Origin of the sequence: Mesorhizobium sp. C432A, from assembly GCF_030323145.1 — a bacterium.
In the GTDB taxonomy this organism is placed as follows: domain Bacteria; phylum Pseudomonadota; class Alphaproteobacteria; order Rhizobiales; family Rhizobiaceae; genus Mesorhizobium.
Window position 1 is genome coordinate 3171563 of the sequence record NZ_CP100470.1, and the last position, 22014, is coordinate 3193576.

General features: G+C 64.7%; 11 protein-coding genes. 4 read left to right on the forward strand and 7 right to left on the reverse strand.

The window, feature by feature from the left end:
• The first annotated feature begins 239 nt into the window (after positions 1-239).
• Both NLY33_RS15355 and NLY33_RS15360 read left to right on the forward strand, forming a co-directional pair.
• Entirely contained in the window at positions 240-512 is a 273-nt protein-coding gene (locus NLY33_RS15355) for an AbrB/MazE/SpoVT family DNA-binding domain-containing protein (RefSeq protein ID WP_023682213.1), read from the forward strand.
• Entirely contained in the window at positions 512-910 is a 399-nt protein-coding gene (locus tag NLY33_RS15360; protein ID WP_023705604.1) for a type II toxin-antitoxin system VapC family toxin, read from the forward strand. The genes NLY33_RS15355 and NLY33_RS15360 overlap by 1 nt, the downstream gene beginning before the upstream one ends.
• A 14-nt stretch (positions 911-924) precedes the next feature.
• Here NLY33_RS15360 and NLY33_RS15365 read toward each other — a convergent pair whose 3' ends face one another.
• From NLY33_RS15365 to NLY33_RS15395, 7 genes are all read right to left on the reverse strand, one after another.
• Positions 925-1965, reverse strand: coding sequence for a sulfate/molybdate ABC transporter ATP-binding protein (locus NLY33_RS15365; protein ID WP_023673079.1), 1041 nt, complete (start codon positions 1963-1965; stop codon positions 925-927).
• A 69-nt stretch (positions 1966-2034) separates the two neighbouring features.
• Positions 2035-2919 (reverse strand): sulfate ABC transporter permease subunit CysW, encoded by an 885-nt coding sequence (gene cysW / locus NLY33_RS15370; RefSeq protein WP_023690809.1) that lies wholly within the window; start codon positions 2917-2919, stop codon positions 2035-2037.
• Positions 2912-3763 carry a sulfate ABC transporter permease subunit CysT gene (cysT, locus tag NLY33_RS15375; protein WP_023687973.1) on the reverse strand — a complete coding sequence of 284 codons (852 nt, stop codon included), beginning with the start codon at positions 3761-3763 and terminating at the stop codon, positions 2912-2914. Before cysT ends, cysW begins: the two co-directional genes overlap by 8 nt.
• Before the next feature lie 18 nt (positions 3764-3781).
• Positions 3782-4810, reverse strand: a complete 1029-nt coding sequence (locus NLY33_RS15380) for a sulfate ABC transporter substrate-binding protein (RefSeq protein WP_023673082.1) — start codon at positions 4808-4810, stop codon at positions 3782-3784.
• Between the two features lie 229 nt (positions 4811-5039).
• Positions 5040-5723, reverse strand: a complete 684-nt coding sequence (locus NLY33_RS15385; protein WP_023687974.1) for a M15 family metallopeptidase — start codon at positions 5721-5723, stop codon at positions 5040-5042.
• A 253-nt stretch (positions 5724-5976) separates the two neighbouring features.
• Positions 5977-8082, reverse strand: a complete 2106-nt coding sequence (gene pbpC / locus NLY33_RS15390) for a penicillin-binding protein 1C (RefSeq protein WP_031196385.1) — start codon at positions 8080-8082, stop codon at positions 5977-5979.
• A gap of 83 nt (positions 8083-8165) precedes the next feature.
• Positions 8166-13652 (reverse strand): alpha-2-macroglobulin family protein, encoded by a 5487-nt coding sequence (locus NLY33_RS15395; RefSeq protein ID WP_023709597.1) that lies wholly within the window; start codon positions 13650-13652, stop codon positions 8166-8168.
• 276 nt (positions 13653-13928) lie between these two features.
• On the opposite strand from NLY33_RS15395, the gene NLY33_RS15400 reads away from it, so the two are divergent.
• Complete coding sequence (locus NLY33_RS15400; RefSeq protein ID WP_023709596.1) at positions 13929-15857, forward strand: autotransporter assembly complex protein TamA; 1929 nt, start codon at positions 13929-13931, stop codon at positions 15855-15857.
• A 2-nt stretch (positions 15858-15859) separates the two neighbouring features.
• Positions 15860-21907 (forward strand): translocation/assembly module TamB domain-containing protein, encoded by a 6048-nt coding sequence (locus tag NLY33_RS15405; RefSeq protein ID WP_023705599.1) that lies wholly within the window; start codon positions 15860-15862, stop codon positions 21905-21907.
• The last annotated feature ends 107 nt before the right edge of the window (positions 21908-22014 follow it).

A 22014-nucleotide genomic window follows, 5' to 3' on the forward strand; every position in this document is an offset into this window, starting at 1 on the left:
AACACAGGCTCCGATGTGCAATGCGTTGCCAGAACATAGCCGGGCCGGAGGGTGTACTGCGAGGCACACGGGGCAGACGTATGGCGTTGCAGCGAAAAAGAAATCGCTGAAGCAGGTTATCGGCGAAATTTCATTCCAGCCGAAATGCCGATGCGTTGGGGTTTTCTGTGGTTTGCAATTCGAGGCCGAGTGGCATATACAAATGGCATATACAAGTGGAACAGACAGGGGAGGCTGCCATGCCGCAGCACCGTCACTCAATACCACCCCCCAGGGAGGCGAAGTTGTTTCGCAACAACCGCAGTCAGGCGGTTCGCATCCCTGTCGAATTCGAGCTGCCTGGCGAGAAGGTCCTGATCAGCCGCGATGGCGACCGGCTGATCATCGAGCCGGTCCGTCAACCAGGCCTCACCGCCTTGCTCACCCAATGGGCGAAAGAGCCGCCGCTTGGTCCTGAAGACGACTTTCCCGAGATCCATGATGCGCCCGTGGGGCCTGAGGATATCTTTTGATGCGGTTCATGCTGGACACCAACATTCTCAGCGACATGATCCGAAACCCTACCGGCAAGGCTGCCAGTGCGGCGGTTCGCGCGGGAGACGGTGCCCTGTGCACCAGCATCGTTGTCGCCTCGGAGCTGCGTTATGGCTGCGCCCGCAAGAGATCGGCCAAGCTGCTCGCCAAGGTCGAGCAATTGCTCGCCGAGGTTCCTGTGTTGCCGCTCGATGTGCCGATGGATAACGAATACGGAGCACTTCGTGCCGAGCTGGAGGCCAGAGGCCAGCCAATCGGCCACAATGATCTTTTCATTGCTGCCCATGCCTGTGTGTTGGGGACGACACTGGTGACGGCCAACACCGCTGAGTTCCGTCGGATCAAGGGCCTGACGGTCGAGAACTGGCTGGAGTAGCGCCGGATCGATGTCTATGCCGCCGGGAAAAGCTTCCAGCGCCTCGGCCTGAACGCCACCCGGCTCTTCTGCGCCGCAGGATGGTCCACAGGCAGTTCGATCTCGACGCGCTGGCGCTCGCCGCCGATTTCCAGTTCGACGCGTCTTGTGCCGGCGACGCGGCGGCTGGCGGCGACCGTGCCGGCGATGCAGCCGCTGCAGCCGTCGAGCAGTTCGATATCGTGCGGGCGGAAGTACAGCGTCGCATCGCCCTCGGGTGCGTGCGGCGCCGACACGCCGATCGGACGGTCGGCGAGCCAGATCTCGCCATTCTCAACCTTGACCGGCAGCATGCTCGATTCGCCGATGAAGGAGTAGACGAAGGGCGAGTTCGGCGTGTCGTAGATCTCGTCGGCGGAGCCGACCTGCTCGATGCGCCCCTGGCTCATCACCACGACGCGGTCGGCAAGCTCGAGCGCCTCTTCCTGGTCGTGGGTGACGAAGACGGTGGTGTGGCCGGTACGGTCATGGATCTCGCGCAGCCAGCGGCGCAGTTCCCGGCGCACCTGCGCATCGAGCGCGCCGAACGGCTCGTCGAGCAACAGCACCTTGGGCTCGATGGCCATGGCCCGGGCGAGCGCCACGCGCTGGCGCTGGCCACCCGAAAGTTGCGCCGGATAGCGCTTTTCCAGGCCGGAAAGCTGAACGAGATCGAGCAGTTCGGAGGCGCGTCGGCGGATTTCGGCCGCCGGTGGTCGCGACGGTCCATGCCGCACCTTGAGGCCGAAGCCGATATTGTCGGCGACCGTCATGTGCCGGAAGAGCGCATAGTGCTGGAAGACGAAGCCGACATTGCGCTCCTGGATCGAGCGGTGCGAGGCGTCCTCGTCGCCGAAGAAGATCTTTCCGCGCGTCGGCCGCTCCAGGCCGGCGATAAGCCTCAGCAGCGTCGTCTTGCCGGAGCCGGATGGCCCAAGCAGCGCGATCAGCTCACCCGATTTGATGTCAAGCGATACGTCATGGAGGGCCGGAAACCGGTCAAACTCCTTGCGTACGTTGGCAACGCGAACTTCCATCAAATGTCCCTTTTTAGTGGATGCATGTCGTTATCCCAAAACCGCTTCACACTTTTGGGCGACATGCATCTAATGTCCGCGCGTCGCGGCGATCTCGGCGCCGTAGCGCATCTCAAGAAGTGTTTTCAAGACCAGCGTGACCAGCGCCAGGCCGGCAAGCAGCGAAGCGACGGCAAAAGCGCCGACGGCGTTGTACTCGTTGTAGAGGATTTCGACATGCAACGGCATGGTGTTGGTCAGCCCGCGTATGTGGCCCGACACGACCGACACCGCGCCGAATTCGCCCATCGAGCGGGCGTTGCACAGAAGCACGCCGTAGAGCAATCCCCATTTGACGTTGGGCAGCGTCACGTACCAAAAGGTCTGCCAGCCATTGGCGCCCAGAGAGAGCGCGGCTTCCTCGTCGCCGTTGCCCTGTTCCTGCATCAGCGGGATCAGTTCGCGGGCAACGAAGGGGAAGGTAACGAAGATGGTCGCGAGCACGATGCCGGGCACGGCGAAAAGGATCTGGATGCCGTGCGCCTTCAGCCATTCACCGAACAGTCCCTGAGCGCCAAACAAAAGCACATAGACCAGGCCGGAAATGACCGGCGAGACCGAGAAGGGCAGGTCGATCAGCGTGGTTAGAAAAGCCTTGCCCTTGAACTCGAACTTGGCGATCGCCCAGGCAGCCGAAATGCCGAAGACGACGTTGAGCGGCACGGCGATCACCGCCACCAGCAGAGTCAGCCGGATCGCCGAGCGCGTATCGGGATTGGAGAGCGATTCCGTGTAGGCGCCAATGCCTTTCGCCAGCGCCTCGTGGAAGACGATGATCAGCGGCAGCAGCAGGAAGATGGCGAGGAAGGCGAAGGCCACCGCCATCAGCAGCAGCCGCACCGGCCGGCTTTCGGTCACCGCCGCCGACCGGCTCTCGTGATGCGGTTCGTAGGATTTGATCTCGGGGTCAGCCATAGCGCTTGCGACTCCATGACTGCGCCAGGTTGATGACCAGCAGCATCACGAACGACAGCAAAAGCATGATCGCCGCGATCGCGGTGGCCGCCGGATAATTGTACTCCTCGAGCCGGATGACGATCAGAAGCGGTGCGATCTCCGACTTGTAGGGAAGGTTGCCGGCGATGAAGATGACCGAGCCGTATTCGCCGACGCCGCGCGCGAAGGCGAGTGAGAAGCCGGTGATGATGGCCGGCGCCAGGCCGGGAAACAGGATGCGGGTGATGATCTGGAAGCGGTTGGCGCCGAGCGTCGCGGCGGCTTCCTCCACTTCCTTGTCGATCTCCTCCATGATCGGCTGCACCGTGCGCACGACAAACGGCAGGCCGATGAAGACAAGCGCCACGACAATGCCGAGCGGCGTGTACGCGACCTTGATGCCGAGCGGCGCCAGGAGATGGCCGATCCAGCCATTGGGCGCATAAAGAGTGGTCAGCGCAATGCCCGCGACCGCGGTCGGCAGCGCGAAGGGCAGGTCGACCATGGCGTCGACGACGCGGCGGCCGGGGAAGCGGTAGCGCACCAGCACCCAGGCGACGAGCGTGCCGAAGACGACGTTGACGGCGGCTGCGATGAAGGCTGTGCCGAAGCTGATTTCGAGTGCGTTGATGGTCCGGCGGTCGGTGGCGATCGCCCAGAAATCGGTCCAGCCGAGGGCTGCCGAGCGCCAGATCAGGCCCGACAGGGGGATGAGGATGATGAGCGTGAGGTAGGCAAGCGAGAAGCCGAGCGTCAATCCGAAACCCGGAATGACACTCGGCTGTCTGAATCGCCACCCCGCCTTGGCGGGTGCTATGGTCATGTCGTCCTGATCTAAATCCTACTGGGCCGGCTTGTAGATCTGGTCGAATATACCACCATCGCCGAAATGATAAGGCTGTGCCTTCTTCCAGCCGCCAAAAAGCGGATCGTCGATGGAGATCAGCTTGATTTCGGGCGTCTTCGGAATGTCAGCCGCATCCACCAGCTCGGGCTTGGCCGGACGATAGTGGTTCTTGGCGATGATCGTCTGGGCTTCCTTGGAATAGAGCCAGCCGAGATAGGCTTCGGCGACCTTGCGGGTGCCCTTGGCATCGACATTGGCGTCGACGATCGCCACCGGCGGCTCGGCCAGGATCGAGGTCGGGGGATAGACGATCTCGAAATTGTCGGCTCCGAATTCATTGAGCGCCAGATAGGCGTCGTTTTCCCAGCCGATCAGCACGTCGCCGATGCCCTTTTGCGCGAAGGTGACCGTCGAGCCGCGCGCACCGGTGTCGAGCACCGGAGCATTGGCGTAGAGCTTGCCGACGAATTCCTTGTTCTTGGCCTCGTCGCCGCCATCATTGGCGTTGGCATAGGCCCAGGCGGCAAGGTAGTTCCAGCGGGCGCCACCCGACGTCTTCGGGTTCGGCGTGATCACCTGGACACCGTCCTTGACCAGATCGCTCCAGTCGTGGATGCCCTTCGGGTTGCCCTTGCGGACCAGGAAGATGATGGTCGAGGTGTACGGCGCCGAATTGTTCTCGAACTTCTTGCGCCAGTCCGGGTTGATCTTCTTCGACTTGGTGACGATGGCGTTGATGTCGCCTTCGAGCGCCAGCGTCACCACATCGGCATCGAGGCCGTCGATCACGGCGCGGGCCTGGGCGCCGGAGCCGCCATGCGATTGCTGGATGGTGACCGTCTCGCCGGTCTCGGCCTTCCAGTGTGCGACGAAGGCTTCGTCATAGGCCTTGTAGAGTTCGCGTGTCGGGTCGTAGGACACGTTCAGAATGGTCGTATCGGCAAACGCGAAACCGAGCGTGCCGAACTGGATCGATGTGGCGACCAGTGCGCCGAGCAGTTTCTTGAAATGAGGTTTGGTCATTTCCGCCTCCGTTGATGACGGCTGAACTCTATCGAATTGATAGAAATTAGATGCATTCAACGTTGCATTTTTTGTCCCCCGAAGGAAATTTTCGCCGATATTGGGTTTCGGAAGGAAATATTTTCCTCATATTGGTCTAACCCGAATCCGGCCGGTTTGACGCTATCTAGGAGCTGACAGCGCAGAAGCAAGGCCGAGCGAGGGAAGGCTCGGTGTAGCACCGGGCGGTTCAGCCCGCAGTGATGGGAAAATCGAAGCGCAGCTTTGGATACGGCTCATCCCGAAGCGTGTAGTGCCACCACTCGCGCGCATAATTCTTGAAGCCGCCGGCGCGCATGGCGTCGAGCAGCCTTTTGCGGTTTGCCGCCGCTTCTGCCGCCAATGGGCGATGGGCGGTTTCGCTTGCCGGGTCGAAACAGTCGAAGCTGGTGCCGAAACCGAGCGTGCCGGCGCCGGCCGCGCCGCAAGCGGCGGATGACTTGTTCTTGCCGTCGCTGCGGGCGATGGCGACATCGACGGTCGAGCCGCGCGAATGGGTGGACAATTCGCCCATATAGCCCTTGGCGATGAGGTCGCCGCGCTGCACCTGAGGGTACCATTGCGGATCGGGCGGGCCGCCCTCTCTGGTCCATTTGCCCATGTCGGCAACGGCGCGGGCCGGGCGGTAGCAGTCGAAGACGACCAGCGTCAGGCCATCGGCGGCGAGCGCTTTCTGCACACCGGACAGCGCTTGCGCAGCTTGCTTCGTGAGTATGCAGACCGGCGCGTCATAGCCGTCGGCCTTGCGATGCAGGAAGTTTTCCAGGCCGGCATAGCGGATGTCCTGGCGGATCGAGGGATCGACATCGGCCAGGCGGACGAAGCCGGCGGGCAGGGGATCGGCGGCGGCGGGGGAGCAAGTCGAAACGAACATGGATAGGGCTAAGGCCAATCCTCGATGCAAGCGCTTCGGCACACCCCCCTCTGGCCTGCCGGCCATCTCCCCCGCAAGGGGGGAGATCAGGTGTCGCTGCGGCTTTCGCCAATTTTCAACGTTGCTGAATGAGCGCGGCGCCGAAGCTGCCAATCTCCCTCCTTGCGGGGGAGATGGCCGGCAGGCCAGAGGGGGGTGCCTCGCGCCGGGTCTCGGGCGAAGAAGCCCAATCCCCTGAATCGCTTGGCGCCATCTATTCAACGAACACCTTCACGCTTGCCGCGCGTCCCACGGCGTCGATGACGGTGAGCGTCGAATAGCCGGCGCCGTCGGGCAGCCAGGTCGCAGTGCGGCGGCGGTCGATGCCGACGAGAGGCTTGCCATTGGCCAGCCAGCGGAACGGCGCGCGGCCGCCTTGCAGTTTCAGCACCAGCGGCGAGGCCTCGGCGGAATTGGTGGCGAGATCGACGAGGGCGCCGTTGGGCGGGAAAATGATCGTTGGCGCCGGTTCCGTCGGGCCTGCCTGCACCAGTCCGTCGGCGCCGGCGCCGAAGCGCCCCAATGTCACCGGCAGGTCTTCGCGCCTGGCCTTGAGGACACCGGCCGGCTGGCTGGGCAACGGGACGGCGGTGAGGCCGGAGCGGACGAAGCCCTCGAACAGGATGGGGGCGGCTGAGACATAGCCGGACAGGCCGGGCACCGCACCGGCATCGGCGCGGCCGACCCACACACCCAGCACGTAGCGGCCGTCGAAGCCGACCGACCAGGCATCGCGATAGCCGTAGGACGTGCCGGTCTTGTAGGCGATGCCGCGCTGCAAGGCGCCCTCGGGCGGCTTTACGCCCGACAATATGTCGGTGATCTGCCAGTTCGCCTGGGCGTCGAGGATGGTGGCGGTGGCGCGCTCGTCGTTGGCCGGCTCGGTGCCGTCATGGAGCGTGTTTGCCTTGCCGCCATTGGCGAGGCCGGTATAGAGCTGGACGAGATCGCGCAGCGTTACGCCGACGCCTCCGAGGCCGATGGCGAGGCCCGGCGCCTCGTTGACCGGTAGCACGGGGCTGACGCCGGCCTGGCGGAAGCGCGCCATCAGCCGTGCCGGGCCGACCGAGTCGAGCACGCGGATCGCCGGAACGTTGAGCGACAGCTGCAGCGCCTGGCGGATCGAGACATCCCCCTGATAGCCCATGTCGAAATTCTTTGGCCGGTAGCCGCCGAAATCGACCGGACTGTCCTCGATCAGCATTTCCTGCGCCACCAGCCCTTGCTCGAAGGCGAGGCCATAGATGAACGGCTTCAGCGTCGAACCGGGCGAACGCACGATCCTGGTCATGTCGATCCAGCCGGAGCGGCTGGCATCGAAGAAATCGGCCGAGCCGACTTCGCCAAGAATGTCGCCGGTGCGTGCGTCCGCCATCACCATGGCGACTGACAGGCGCGGGCCAAGCTTGATCGCGGCATCGCGCGCCACCTGTTCCAGCCCTTGCTGGACGCTTTTGCGGATCGTAAGCTGCAGTGGCTTGCCGGGCACGGCCTTGGGCAGCATGGCGTAGGCGGCGTGCGGCGCCAGCGCCGGCAATTTGCGGCGCAGGCCCGAGACATCGTCGAGGGCGGCGCGCGCGGCCTCGCGCTCGCCAAGCAGGCCAGCCGAAACCATGCGGGTCAGCACGCGGTCACGGGCGGCATGCGCAATGGTGAGATTGCGGTCGGGCCGGCGCTTTTCCGGCAATTGCGGCAGCGCCACCAAGAGGGCTGCTTCCGAAACCGTCAGCCGCTTCGGCTCCTTGCCGAAATAGGCAAGCGAGGCGGCGCGCACGCCTTCAAGATTGCCGCCATAGGGCGCCAAGGTCAGGTAGCGTTCGAGGATCTCCTGCTTGGACAGCCGCCGCTCGATCTGGATGGCACGCAGCATCTGCTTGATCTTCGAGCCGAGGCTGCGGTTTTCGCGTGGCTCGATCAGCCGGGCAAGCTGCATCGACAGGGTCGAGCCGCCGGAGACGATATGGCCGCTGGTGGCGAACTGGCCGGCGGCGCGCGCCAGCGCCAGCACATCGACGCCATCATGGTCCCAGAAGCGCTTGTCTTCATAGGTGACCAGCATGTCGACGAACTGCTTGTCGACCTGGTCGAGATGAGTGTCGAGCCGCCAGTAACCGTCCGGCGTGGCGAAGGCGCGCAACAGCTGGCCGTCGCGGTCCTGGACCTCGGTGGAGACGGTGAGCCTTCCGGGCAGCGGCGGCGGAAAAGCGCGGTCGAGTTCCCAGAGAGAAGCGGCAGCGATCGCCGCAAAGCCGACGAGGGAGGCGGCGGCGATGCCTGTTCGACGGAGAAATTTTCTGGAGAGCATGGTGGTGCCCTTCATCCGCCTGCCGGCTCCTTCTCTCCGCATAGCGGGGAGAAGGAGATGGTCGCGGACATCGGCGTGTTCATCTTCGTCAAGGCGCCTTACGGCGCCTTGATCTCCATCATGCCGGTGGCGGTGCGGGCCGAATATTGCGGCCGGTACATGTCCTCCACCGTGGCTGCCGGATGGGCATAGGTGCCCGGCGTTACCGCACGCACGACGTAGGCCAGCATGATGTTGCGGTCGCCATCGCCGTCATTGGGATTGAATGCCGCGACGAAACGGTCGTCGCGGAATTCGAGATGGGCTGCGTCCGTTTGCGCCAGCCAGGTGAAGTTCGACAATTGGGCGCTGGAGACAAGGCCCGGATTGTCGATCTCGAAGCCGGCCGGCAACAGGTCGGTGATCAGCAGGCGCGAAGGCCAGCGGTTCTGCTCGTAAACCTTGAGCACGACCACGTAGCGTTCGTTCTGCGTCGCCTCGGTGACGTTGGCTTCGGTGCCATCGAGCTTGTAGTAGGTGCGGTCGATGGTGAAGCCGTCGCCGCCGGCCGGCAAGGGCTCTACCGGCGAGGCGACCGTGGTGACGACCGCCTGCAGCGGCGTGGCGCCGGTGTTGGCGATGGTCAGCGGGCTGTCGGCAATGTCGGTGCCGCTGAGGTGGTTGGAATATCCACCTGCATGCGGCGCGCCGTTGACCGAGAGCGTGATCGAGTCGTTGCCCGACTTCAGCGCGCGGGCCGCCAGAAGCATCCAGGACTCGTCCTGCGTGCTGGTCCAGCGGGCATCGGCGCGTTCCCTTGCCACCAGCCGGATCAGCTCCGGCACGATGGTCGGCACCGGCTTCGATTCGGCGGCGAGCGCCAGGATCGCGGCGCCATCACGCAGCCGCGAGCCATAGTCGGACCGGTAGTAGTCGTATTCGGTGGTCGACTTGGCCAGCTGCAGCGCCGTCTGGAAGGTTGCTTCCGAACGCTGCGCGTCGCCGTAGAGCGCCAGGCTCGCCGCCAACTGGGCGACGGCCATCGGGCTCGAGAAGGCTTCGAGCTTGGTGTCGGCGTAGTAGCGCAGATCGCCGACCGAGGCCTTCTTGTTGCGGGCCAGAACATAGAGCGCGTAGGCGATTTCGCTGCCGCGATCCTGGACGTCCTGGTCGTAACCGACCGAGTTTTGCAGATTGCTCAGCGCCTGGCTCATCGCCAGGGCCGGCACGTCGTAGTTCTGCTCGCGCGCCCGGGTCAGGAAGTCGGTGACGTAAGAGTCGAGCCACAGATCGCCGGAGCCCGGACCCCACAGGCCGAAGCTGCCGGCCGAAGCCTGGTAGCTCAGCACCTTGTAGATGGCGGCCTGCACGCGGCCGTGCAGTTCGGGATCGCTTTGCATGCCAACGCCGGACGCCAGATCGTTGACGTAGAGAAGCGGCATGGCGCGGCTGGTGGTCTGCTCGGCGCAACCATAGGGGTAGCGGTCGAGCGTCATCAGCAGCGACGGCACGTCGAAGGCCGCAGCCTGCGAAACGCCGACGCTGATCGAGGCGCCGTCGAGCAGGCTTGCCGCGAGCAGCTCCTTGTCGACGCGCAGCGAGCCGCCATTGCCCTTGAGGTCGACGACCAGACGGGTGGTGACCGGCAATTGCGCCGGACGCACCGGAACATACAGCGTCTGCTCGACGGCGGTGCCGTCGCCATGGGCGAGCTTGATGGTGATCGAGGCATTGCCCGCCGTCTGTGCAATCAGCGGCACGGTCAGCGTCTGGCGCTTGCCCTTGGCCAGCGTCAGCTTTTCGGGCAAGGGCTTGTCGCCGGTCGAGAGGTCGCCGGTCGTGGCGATCGACAGGGCATAGTCGCCCTCCGGACCGTCGGTGTCGGCGACGTCGAGCCGCATGATGGCTGCATCTCCAGGCGCCAGGAAGCGGGGCAGGCCGGCAGTGATCACCACCGGATCGCGCACGATGACATCGGTCGTGGCATGGCCGACGGCCTCCTTGGTCCAGGCGACGGCCATGACGCGCACGGTGCCGTTGAACTGCGGGATGTCGAAGTCGATCCTCGCCTTGCCGTCGGCGTCGAGCTGGACCGGGCCGGAGAAGAAGGCGACCAGCTTTTCGGTCGGCGGACTGCCTTGCGGCTGCATCGAGGCGCCGTCGCCGCCGGTCCTGAGCTTGCCGGTGGTGCCGAGCGAGCCGTCGATGAGACGGCCATAGATGTCGCGGACTTCGAGCCCGAGCATGCGCTGGCCGAAATACCAGCCCTCCGGATCCGGCGCCTTGTAGTTGGTGAGGTTCAAAATGCCGACATCGACGGCAGCGACCGTGACATAGGCATTGCTGCCCGGCGCTACGCCGGCGACCGAAACCGGGATCGACAGCTGCTGGCGCGGCATCGTCTTGTCCGGCGGCGTCAGGGTGACGGCGAGCTTTTTCGAGCCTGGGTCGACCGTCAGCCATTTTACGCCGATGGCGCGCGCCGGCATGCGGGTTTCCTGCGCATCGCCGGGCCGGAACAGGGTTGCGGTGATGTAGGCGCCGGCGCCCCAGTCGTCACCGACCGGGATGTCGACCGTGCTGCCGCCGGCCGGCATGGTTGCCGTGACGGTCTTGAGCAGCTTGTCGGCGCCGATGGTGACCAGCAGTTCGCCGGCAAAATGCGGCGACACTTTCAGCTTGGCCACGTCGCCGACGGCATAGCTGTCCTTGTCGAGAGCGATCTCGAGCCCATCAGGCGTTTCGGTGGAGGTCGAGGAGACATACCAGCCGGCGTCGAACTCATAGCTGGTCGCCGGGCCCTCGGGATCGGCAGTCTCGATCTCGAGCCGGTACTGGCCCCAGTCGACCGGCATCGTCACGGTCGCCTCGGCATCGGCGCTGAGATCGACCTGGCCGTTGGCGATCGACTTGGTGAAGGTGACCGGTTCGTAGTTCCACGAGTTGTTGTTGCGGTACCACTGGTAATTGCGTTCGACCTTGACCAGCGACCACTGCGCGCCCTTCAGCGTCTCGCGCTTGCCGTCGGGGTCGACCGCGATGAGGCTGAACTTGGCGGTGCCGCCCTGCGGCACCTCATTGTCGGCGAAATCCGGACGAATGCCGATCATGTGGCCTTGCGGGCGGATGCCGATGTTGAGCGAGCGTTCGATGGCGCGGCCGCCGGTTTCACGCATGCGAACCGTGACCTTGGCGTCGACCAGCTTGGTGGTCGCGGGCAACTGGTCGACCGTGACCGGGAAGGTCGCCTTGCCGTCGTCGCCGACCACCGGCAGACCGGTGAACGGGGTGACCGAAGGCTCGGCCGACTGCTCGTCGGCAAGGCCGAACGAATAGCCGGCGAAACGGTCCCAGTCGCGCGCCGTCGACAGCGTCAGCTCGCCTTCGAGCGCGAGGCCGGCGGCCGGCGCGCCATAGAGGAAGCGGCCGTCAATGTCGATGTTGGCGGTTTCGCCCTGGGCGATCTCCTGCTTGTCGGACTTCATGTCGAACTCGATGCGATCCGGCACGAAGTCTTCGACCAGGAACATCTGGCTGGAAACGGCCGCCTGCTTGGGATCGGTATAGATCGACACCGTCCAGGTGCCGCGCATGGCGTTGGCTTCCAGCGGCAGGTCGACGGCATAGCCGCCGGCCGAGACGCCATCGGCAACGATGCGGCGGTTCTCGACGCCGTCGGGACGGGTGAAGATGAAGGTCAGCGGCAGGTTTTCCACCGCTTTGGAGGCGCCGTCGCGGGCAAGGGCTGCGACATGCACATCCTCGCCGGCGCGGTAGATGCCGCGTTCGGTCCAGGCATAGACATCGAGCGCGCCCGGTGCGGCGCGTCCGGCGACGCCGCGATCGGACAGATCGAAGCCGGCGCGGCCCATGTCGAGGAAGACGAAATCGTTGTCGCCCCGCTTGGCCATCAGAACGGCCGGCACCATGCCGCCGTCGCCGCGCGTCAGGCCGGGGTTGAAGACAGCATGGCCTTCGGCGTCCGACGTGGCTGTGCCGAGGATTTCATTGTTCCTGGCCAGCAGCGTCAGTTCGGCGCCGGCGATCGGCTTGGCGGTTCCGAGCGAGCGGGCAAAGACATTGAGGCCATCCTGGCCGGTATAGGTCGACAGGCCGATGTCGGAGACGACGAACCACTGCGTGGCAAGCGAATTGTAATTGTCCTCGTCATTTTCATTTACCGCTTGCGCGGTCAGCACGTAGACGCCGGGCTTGCGCTGCGGCAAGGCTTCGTCGACCGGGAACGAAGTCGTGACGTCCTTGTTGAGGTCGTTGGCGATATCGAGCTGCCCCTGCCAGACCGGCTCACCCATCTGGTCGGAAATGCTGGAGATATCATAGCCGTCGAGCTGCTTCAGGAACTGATAGCCGGACAGAAGCTGCGCCAGCGAACGATCGCCGATGCGGTAGAGCTTCATCTGCGCGGCATTCATGTTGACGGTGACGACCGGGATGCCGCGGCGGGCGCCGGCGGGCAGCACGAAGCTGTCGCCGGTGAAGCGGGCGGACGGCGCGCGATCCTGCACATAGATCGACAGCACGACCGGAGCGGCGGTGACCTCGCCAATGGCGGCCGGCAGACCGGCGCGGAAGGTCACTTCGTAATGTTGGCCGTGCTCCAGGCCTTCGACGCAGATCTGCTTGTCCTTGGCCTCGACGCCCTTGGGCGGCTGGTTGTCGACGGTGACGAACTGGGCGTAGTCGACGCCGGTCTTGACCAGCTCCTCGGAAAACTGCGCGCAAATGCGCGGCGCGCTGGTGTCGGCGTCGATCGAGTGATCGATGACGCGGAAGCCCTTGCGGGCCTTGAGATCCTCATATTCGGCCTTGACCGCCGGCGAACTGACCAGCGCGAGGCTGGCTTCATAAGCCTGCAGGGCCGGACGGTAGAGATCGCGGCGGTCGAGGCCGTTGCCGAGCAGCGCCAGCACTTCGGCGCGGGTCTTGGTGGTGCGCAGCAACTTGTAGGCGTTGATGGCGGCGGAGGTGCCTTTGACCGGCAGATTGTAGGATTCGGAGGTGCCGCTGGCCGGCTGTATGGCAAGCGTTTCACGCGCCAGACCGAGCCAAAGCTGGCCGTCGTCAGGCAGGACCGAGACCGCGGCCTCGTATTTGTTCATGGCCTGGCCATGGTCGCCGGTCAGTGCAGCCTGTTCGGCGGCGGCGCGGAGTGATTCCAGCCCGTCGGTCGGCTTGTCATAGGCCGGATCGGTCAGCTTGTTGCGGTATTGCTGGGCCTGGTCGGCCATCCAGTTGGGGAAGAAGGCGAGTTCCGGCGGGGCGCCGATATCGGGGTCGCCATCGACATTGACGACCTTGCCCGCGACCGCGCCGCTGAAGGGTTTCAACTGGTTATAGTCGGATTTTAGGAAGCACCATTTGGCCTTGTTGTTGTAAGTAAAGGCGCGGCAGGCGGGGTCGCCGAGGCATGTCGTCTTGCACTGATCGAGGCTGACATTCTGGTCCGATCTGAGATCGAAGCCGAAATAGTCGGAATTATTTGAGGTCACCACCCGGCGGGCTTCGGCCGCTTGCGCTACAGACCCCCAGCCGAAAATGAGAAGAATCAAGATCGACAGACCACGAGCCGCCGCGCGCATCGCCATAACACCCTCCAGACACTGCTACGTCCGCGGCATGTTCAAGCTTCAGTCAAGCTTGTCAACACGAGGACGGGCAGGTTTCCGCCCGCCAACGGTTCCCAAACCGGCCAATGACCGGTATGCCGATAGTTCATCCACGGGAAGGGATCACGCTTTCTTGCGAAAACGCAGAAGGTGTGAATTCCAAGCCCTGCCTATTTCAGACAATTGGATTGTGGCCCCTTTACGAGCGCTTCAAAACTTCATTCCAATTTTAGTTTTGTAACCTAGGTTGTCCTGATGCCGGCGTATGAAGCGCAGATGTCGAAGGTAAGTGCGCCACGGCGCACGCTTTCGCGTGCGCTGATTGTGGCGTTGGCGTGCTCGACCGTGCTCGTTGCCGAATCGGGGTCGGCGGCCGCCTTCGAGCTCTTCGGCATCAAATTGTGGGGCTCTTCGAATGACGAGGACGCCGATATCGTCGACCCGCTGCGCTATGCGGTGACCATCGAAGCGCCCGATGCCGACAAGGACCTGGTCAAGAAGCTCGAAAACGCCTCGTCGCTGAAATCCGACGAAGACCGCCCGGTTTCCGGCTCGCTCGGCCTTTTGGCAAAGGCGCGTAGCGACCGCGAACAGCTGGTCGCCGCGCTTTATGCCGACGCCCGTTATGAAGGCGTCGTCACCATCACCATCCAGGGCAAGGCGCTCGACGATTTGCCGCCCGATGCCGAATTTACGGGTCCGCAGCCGATCCCGGTGGTGATCAGCATCTCGAGCGGGCCCAAATTCACGCTCGGCAATATTCGGCTGGAGGGCGATGCCGCCGGGCTGGCGAGCGCCGATTTCGGCCTGATAGCCGGCGGCGATGCCGGCTCGGGCGCCGTGCTCAAGGCCGAGGCGCTGATCGTGCGGGCGCTGAAGCAGGAGGGCCGGCCGCTGGCCCGGATCACCGACAGGCAGGTCGTGGCCGAGCACACCACCTCGACGCTCGACGTGACGCTGACGGTGGCCGCCGGGCCGGTTGCCGGTTATGGCGACACCACCGTCGATGGCACCGAGAAGGTCGATCGCGAGTTCACCGAATATATGACCGGGCTGAAACGCGGCCGGCAATATTCGCCCGACGAGATCGACGATGCCCGCGACCGGCTGCTGAGGCTCGAAGTGTTCAACAGCGTGACGCTGAAGGAAGCCGACAGTCTCGACGCCGACGGCAACATTCCGATCGGCGTTCAGGTCAGCGAGCGCAAACCGCGCTATTTCGGCGTCGGCGGCACTTTCTCCAACACCGAAGGGCTAGGCCTGGAAGGCTATTGGGGCCACCGAAATCTGTTCGGCCGGGCCGAAAAGCTGCGCATCGAGGGCAAGATCAGCGGCATCGGCAGCAACGATCTCAGCGAGCTCAACTACAATGCCGGCATCATGTTCGAGAAGCCGGGCGTGATCGGGCCGGCTTCGAAATTCATCGCCAGCGTCAAGACCGTCCTCGAACATCCCGATGCCTACGACCATTTCTCGGTCAAGGGCAGCACCGGCCTGTCCTATGAGATCGACAAGAAGCAGACGGTTTCGGCTGAAATCGCGCTCGACTATTCCAGGATCACGGACGCCTTCGGCAAGCACAAATACCTGATCGCCAGCATTCCGCTGCAATATGTCTATGACAACAGGGACAACCGGCTCAATCCGACCAGCGGCTTCAGGGTTCTGGCCTATGCCGAACCGAGCTACGACATTCTGAGCGGCGCCGCCTTCCTCAAGCTCAGGGGCGAGGGGTCGGCCTATCAGTCGCTCGACACGGCCTCGAAATTCGTGCTTGCCGAACGCGTCGCGCTGGGTTCGATCGTCGGCACCGGCCTTCAGAACGTTCCAGCCGACAGGCGCTTCTATTCCGGCGGTGGCGGCTCGGTGCGGGGCTATGCCTATCAGGGCATCGGACCGAAGGACATCGACAATCAGCCGATCGGCGGGCTTTCCTTCTTCGAAACATCGGTCGAAATGCGCATTGCTCTGACCGACACGATCGGCATCGTGCCGTTCGTCGACGCCGGCACTGTCTCGACCACAGCGACGCCGGACTTTTCAGACGTGAAGGTCGGCGCGGGCGTTGGCCTGCGCTACATCACGCCGTTCGGGCCGCTGCGCATCGACGCCGCCGTGCCGCTCAACCGCGACCGTGGCGACCCGCGTTTCGGCATCTATGCCGGGATCGGACAGGCGTTCTGACGATGAAGATTTTGAAACGCATCCTTCGCCTGTTTTTCTACACGCTGCTGATCGTGGCGGCGGCGGGCATCGGCGCGTTGGTCGTGCTGACCAAGACCGAGCGCGGCCGCGAAAATCTCGCCGGCATCATCTCTGACATGGCCTCGTCAGGGGACAGCAAAGTCACGGTCAGCGGCATTAACGGTATCTGGTCCGGCGCGCTGACGGTCGACCATGTCGTGCTGGAAGACCGCGAGGGCGCCTGGCTGGTGGCCCGCAAGGTGGCCGTCGACTGGTCGCCGCTGGCGCTGTTGTCGAAGAATTTCAGCGCCGACCGCATAGCGGCCGAACGGATAGAACTGGCACGGCTGCCTGTGGCGAGCACCGAGCCGAGCAAGAGCGGGTCGACCGGCCTGCCGGTTTCGCTTGATATCAGAGCGATCGATTTGCCGGAGATCGCGCTCGGCCAGCAACTTGCCGGCAGCGGCATTGCCGAACTTGCGGCCAAGGGATCGGCCAAGGTCGATGCGTCGCCGCTGGCGATCCAGACGGTGCTCAACGTTACCCGCCATGACGGCAAGCAAGGCAATGTCGACGCCAACATCCACTTCGCGCCGGATGAAAACAAGCTCGACCTCGATCTCAAGGCTTCCGAGCCGGCCGGCGGCATCATCGCCAACCTGCTCAAGCTACCCGGCGCGCCGCCGGTCAACATCGTCGTCTCGGGCACCGGGCCGCTGGCCAACTGGAGCGGCATCGGCACCTTCATGGTCGACGGTCAGATCGTTACCCAGCTCACCGGCCGGCACCAGCTCACCGACAAGGGCAACCGGATCGAGGCCAAGGGCGACGGTTCGTTCGAAGGCTTCCTGCCGGAACGGTTCAAGTCGCTGTTTGCCGGCAAGACCAGCTTCGACCTAGCCGGCACCGCGACCGCGACCGGCGGCGTCGACATCGAGCGCGCTGCGATCGAGAGCGACGCAGTTCATGGTACCGCTGCCGGCATGGTCGACCCCAAGGGCGCCAGCGACCTTTCGGTCGAACTCGTGGCCAAAGCCAAGCCGGTCACGGTCAATGTCGGTACCCAGGCGCAGCCGATCATGGTGGCCATCAACAATGTGACCGCGCGCGCCTTCGGTGACGGCAAGGCGCCGATGATTGACGCCAGCGCTTCACTGGTGTCGGTGGTGGCGGGCGGCTCTCAGGTGAACAATCTGGATGCGAAGATCCATTCCGACGGTTTCGACATCGAGAGCCGCAGCGGCCCGGTCAGTGTAAGTCTGGCGGCCGCCGGGCTGAAGACCGACGTGGCGACGCTGGCGCCGCTGATCACCGGCAAGCTGACGGCCTCTCTTGCCGGTTCGATCAGCAGGGACGAGATTTCCCTCGACGAAGGCACGCTGCGCAGCGATGCTCTCAATGCCGGGCTGACGGCCAAGGTGACGCTGGCCGATCTCGCCATGACGCTGAAGATGAATGCCGATGCTGTGTCGACGGCGCTGCCGCCGCAGATCAGTTCGCTGCTTGGCGAACGGGTCAAATTCTCGGCGACCGCAACGCGCGATCCGCAGGGCTCTTTCGCCGCCAACTCGATCGAACTCACTTCCGGTTCGCTGAGCGCCAGCGGCACCGCCAGCGCGCAAGGCAGCGATATCCAGGCCGACATCAAGGGCAAGCTCGGCGACGTCTCGGTGCTGTCTTCGCTGGTCGGCGTGCCGGTCGCCGGCGGGGTCGATTTCGCGCTGACGGCAAGCGGCGCGCGCAACGCACCGGATTTCTCGGTTTCGGCCGACAGTGCCAGCCTGACGGCCTCCGGCCGCACGGTCAAGGACATCAAGCTGACCGCATCGGGCAAGGCCGACATTGTGAGCCCGGCCGCAGATATCTCGCTGACCGGCGCGGTCGACGAACAGCCGCTCGCCATCAAGGCGGCGCTGGTGACGAGCGATGGCAAGCGCTCCATCAAGGGGCTCAGCGTAGCGCTGGGCGACAACAAGGTGTCGGGCGACCTCACGCTCGATGAGAAATTCCTGCCGCTGGGGACGCTGACGATCTCCGCGCCCGATATCGCGCCGCTGGCGTCGCTGGCCGGGCAGACGGCGGCCGGCGATATCGGCGGCACCGTGGTGTTCGCCAAAGACGGCGAGGCTCCCACTGTCACCATCAATGCAGCCAGCGTGTCGATCGCGCGCGGTGATGTGGCAGCCAAGGCAGTCACCGTCAGCGCACTGATCGCCAACTATCTCAACAGCCCTGCGATCTCCGGCACGATCAAGGCCGAGAGCGTGACCTCGGGAACGACCGTCGTCAGTGGCATCGGCGTCGACCTCAAGCGTGACGGCGACTGGACGAATTTCACCGGCGGAGCAACCATATCAGGCATTCCGGCGACAGCTGCCGGGCGGGCGAAGATTGCTGGCGGCGCGACCAGCGTCGAGATCGCGTCCGGCGAGGCGACGGTGCGCGGCATCAAGGTGGCGATCGCCGAGCCGTCGAGCCTGACCATTGCCGATGGCATAACCAACATTCAAAGGCTGGTAGTCGATCTCGGCGGCGGCTCGGTGACGCTGTCGGGCACGGCGGGCCAGACGCTCGATCTGGCGGCGACCTTCTCGGCGCTGCCGGCTGCGCTTGCCAATGGCTTTTCGCCCCGCCTCGATGCCGCGGGCACGCTCGACGGCACGGCGCAAATCACCGGGCCATCAGCAAATCCCGACATTCGCTTTAATGCAAAGCTGGCCGGCGCCGAGACGAGCCAGACCCGTCAGGCCGGGCTCGGGCCGCTCGATGTCGATGCGGCCGGCAGCTATTCCGCGGCCGGCGGCGTCGTGCTCGACCAGGCGACGCTTTCGGGTGAGAAAATCTCCGGCAAGGCGGCCGGCACCCTCAACCCGAACGGCGCCAGCGATTTCGCGCTCGATCTGACATCGTCAGGTCCGAGCCTGCCGTTGACGCTGGGCAGCGCGGAAAGCCCGATCAAGCTCGAATTGCAGGCGCTGTCGGTGAAGGCGGCCGGGCAGGCTGCGCAAGCCAAGCTCGACATCTCGGCGGTACTGCCTTCGGTGGCGACGGATGACGCCAAGGTCGAGGGCATTGCGCTTGCGCTGCATTCCGATGCATTTGATATGAAAAGCCGAACCGGTCCGATCTCGGGCACGGTGACGGCGGACAAGATCGGTCTGGACAATCCGACCATCGCGCCGCTGATCGCCGGCAAGATCACCGCCAAGATCGCCGGCACCCTGGCGGCGGACGCGATCACCATCGACAGCGGCTCGGTGCAGGCCGATGCGCTGGGCAGCGCCTTCAATGGCCGTGTCGGCTTTGCCGATGGAGCAATCGACCTCAACCTCAACGCCGACGTGCTGTCGGCGGCGTTGCCGGCGGCGGCGCGCAGCGTGCTGGCAGAGCGCACGCAGCTCAGCGCCACGCTGAAGCGGGATGGCAATGGCAATGTCAGCGCCAATCCGGTCAAGCTGGCGTCGGGCGCACTGACCGCGGACGGTCAGGCCAGTCTCGCCGACAATAAGCTCAGCGCAGATATCAAGGGTGCACTGGCCGACATCTCACTGTTGTCGAAAGATGCCAAAGGCGCGATCAGCTTCGCACTCAGCGCGCAGGGGCCTAGCCTGGCGCCGGACCTGTCGCTGACAGTCAACAGCGACCGGCTGCTGGTGGCGGAACGCGAAATCACCGGGTTGAAGCTGACCGCAACCGGCAAGGCCGACGCCGCCAATCCGGCGGCCAATGTGCAACTGACCGGCAATGTCGCGGGGCAGGCGCTTCAAGGCAGCGCGGTGCTGGCCACGGCCGACGGCAAGAGCGCCATCAACGGCCTGCTGTTGTCACTCGGCAAGAACAGGATTTCCGGCGACCTCGCCCTCGACGAGGCTTTCGTGCCGGTCGGCACCATCGCGCTCGACCTGCCGGATATCGGGCCGCTGGCGGCGCTGGCGCTGGAAAAGGCCGAAGGCGACGTGCGCGGCACCATCGCCTTCTCAAAGACCGCGGATGGCCCGAACGTCGCCGTCAAGGCTGCGACCGCTTCGATCACGCGCGGCGATCTGCAGGCGAAGACGGTGTCGATCGATGCGCTGGTCGCCAACTATCTCGCCGCGCCGGTCATCTCGGGCAAAATTCGCGCCGACAGCGTCATTTCCGGCGGCACCGCCATCAGCGGCATCGATGTCGATTTGAAGCGCGACGGCGACTGGACCGGGTTTTCCGGCGGCGCCACCGTCAAGGGCATTCCGGCGAAGGCTGCGGGCAGGGTAAAGGTGGCTGGCGGCACCACCACCATCGAACTCGCTTCCGGCCAGGCCACGGTGCAGGGCATCAAGGCGGCCATCGCCCAGGCCTCGACCGTCAGCATCGCGAACGGCACCACGACGCTGGACAAGCTGGTGCTCAATCTCGGTGGCGGCACGGCGACGGTGACCGGCAAGGTCGGGCAGGCACTCGACATCAGCGCCGCGCTGTCGAAGGTGCCGGCCTCACTCGCCAACAGTTTTTCGCCGGGCCTCCAGGCCGCCGGTTCGATTTCGGGAACAGTCAAGGTAACCGGCGCGCCGGGCAATCCGACTGTCGCTTTCGATATCGATGCTGGTGGGGTGCAGACCTCGCAGACGCGCAGCGCCGGTCTTGGCGGCATGAATATCTCTTCGTCGGGAACATTCGCCGGCAAGAAGCTCACCTTCAACGCCGACATCAGCGACGGCGCCGGGCTTGGCCTCAAGGGCGGCGGTACGGTAACGACGGCCGGCACACCAGCGCTGGTGCTCGACTTCAACGGCAAGGTGCCATTTTCCTTCCTGGCCGCCAAGCTTGCGGCGCAAGGCCTGTCGCTCAGCGGCACCGCCAACGTCAATATCCAGATGCGCGGCCCGGCGGCGTCGCCGGTGATCGGCGGCACGGTCAGCACGTCGGGCGCCCGCCTGGTCGACGCGCGCTCCGGCCTTGCCGTCAACGACATTGCCGCCGACATTTCGATCGGCAACGGCGTTGCCCGGATCAACCGGCTGACCGGCACGCTGTCGACACGCGGCAGCCTGTCGGCCTCCGGCACACTCGGCATCAATCCGGCGCAAGGTTTCCCAGCCGATTTGTCTATCAAGCTGGTTGACGGCCGCTATACCGACGGCAGGGTGGTGACAGCCAATCTCGGCGGCGACCTGACCATCAAGGGGCCGCTCACCTCGGCGCCGGTGATTTCGGGCACCGTCAACCTGGCCAAGACCGTCATCACCGTTCCCGATAAGCTGCCGGGCTCGCTGGCGGCGCTCGGTGTCAAGCACAAGAACGCGCCCGCCTCCGTGCGGGCGCAGGACAAGGCCTTGCGACCGGCGGCGGCCAGCGGGGGTGGCGGCAGTGGGCTTGTCCTCGACGTCACGGTCAATGCGCCGAACCAGATCTTCATCCAGGGCAGGGGTGTCGATGCCGAGTTCGGCGGTTCGCTGAGGCTGACCGGCCCGGCGGCTTCGCCGCAGGCGGTCGGCACCTTCACCTTGCAGCGTGGGCGGCTGTCGATCCTCGGCAAGCGGCTGACCTTTACCGAAGGCACGGTCGGCTTTTCGGGCTCGCTGGTGCCCTACCTCAACTTGACCGCGACATCGACCACGACCAGCGCCACCGTCACCATCGTCGTCTCGGGCGAAGCGACCAATCCGAAATTCGACTTCTCCTCGGTGCCGGCGCTGCCCGAGGACGAGGTGCTGGCGCAGCTGATTTTCGGCCGCTCTATGTCGAACCTGTCGCCGCTTCAGATCGCGCAGCTGGCCGAGGCCGCCGGCCAACTGGCCGGCGTCGGCGGCTCGACCTCGCTGCTCGAAAACCTGCGCAGTGCAATCGGCGTCGACGACCTGGATGTGACCACCGATGACCAGGGCGGCACCGCCGTGTCGGCGGGCAAGTACCTCAATGACCGCACCTATGTGACGATCCAGAAAGGCGACAGGCCAGGATCGGGCAAGGCGACGATCGACCTCAATGTGGGACGCGGCGTCAAGCTGCGCGGCGAGGCCAACGATGGCGGCGAGGCCAAGGGCGGCATCTTCTACGAAAAGGAATATTGAGTTCCTGGCCCTTACCGCCGCCGGAACTGGCGCTGTCTCAACCCGCCCAAATGTATCAGTTACTCGCCTAAGCAGATTCCGGCGGAATCTGGGCGCGCTAGCACTTT

Excerpts from the sequence above, each read along its gene's own strand:
- NLY33_RS15355 (WP_023682213.1), top strand. The coding sequence starts at position 240 with ATGCCGCAGCACCGTCACTCAATACCACCCCCCAGGGAGGCGAAGTTG.
- NLY33_RS15360 (WP_023705604.1), top strand. The coding sequence starts at position 512 with ATGCGGTTCATGCTGGACACCAACATTCTCAGCGACATGATCCGAAAC.
- NLY33_RS15365 (WP_023673079.1), bottom strand. The coding sequence starts at position 1,965 with ATGGAAGTTCGCGTTGCCAACGTACGCAAGGAGTTTGACCGGTTTCCG.
- cysW (WP_023690809.1), bottom strand. The coding sequence starts at position 2,919 with ATGGCTGACCCCGAGATCAAATCCTACGAACCGCATCACGAGAGCCGG.
- cysT (WP_023687973.1), bottom strand. The coding sequence starts at position 3,763 with ATGACCATAGCACCCGCCAAGGCGGGGTGGCGATTCAGACAGCCGAGT.
- NLY33_RS15380 (WP_023673082.1), bottom strand. The coding sequence starts at position 4,810 with ATGACCAAACCTCATTTCAAGAAACTGCTCGGCGCACTGGTCGCCACA.
- NLY33_RS15385 (WP_023687974.1), bottom strand. The coding sequence starts at position 5,723 with ATGTTCGTTTCGACTTGCTCCCCCGCCGCCGCCGATCCCCTGCCCGCC.
- pbpC (WP_031196385.1), bottom strand. The coding sequence starts at position 8,082 with ATGAAGGGCACCACCATGCTCTCCAGAAAATTTCTCCGTCGAACAGGC.
- NLY33_RS15395 (WP_023709597.1), bottom strand. The coding sequence starts at position 13,652 with ATGGCGATGCGCGCGGCGGCTCGTGGTCTGTCGATCTTGATTCTTCTC.
- NLY33_RS15400 (WP_023709596.1), top strand. The coding sequence starts at position 13,929 with ATGCCGGCGTATGAAGCGCAGATGTCGAAGGTAAGTGCGCCACGGCGC.
- NLY33_RS15405 (WP_023705599.1), top strand. The coding sequence starts at position 15,860 with ATGAAGATTTTGAAACGCATCCTTCGCCTGTTTTTCTACACGCTGCTG.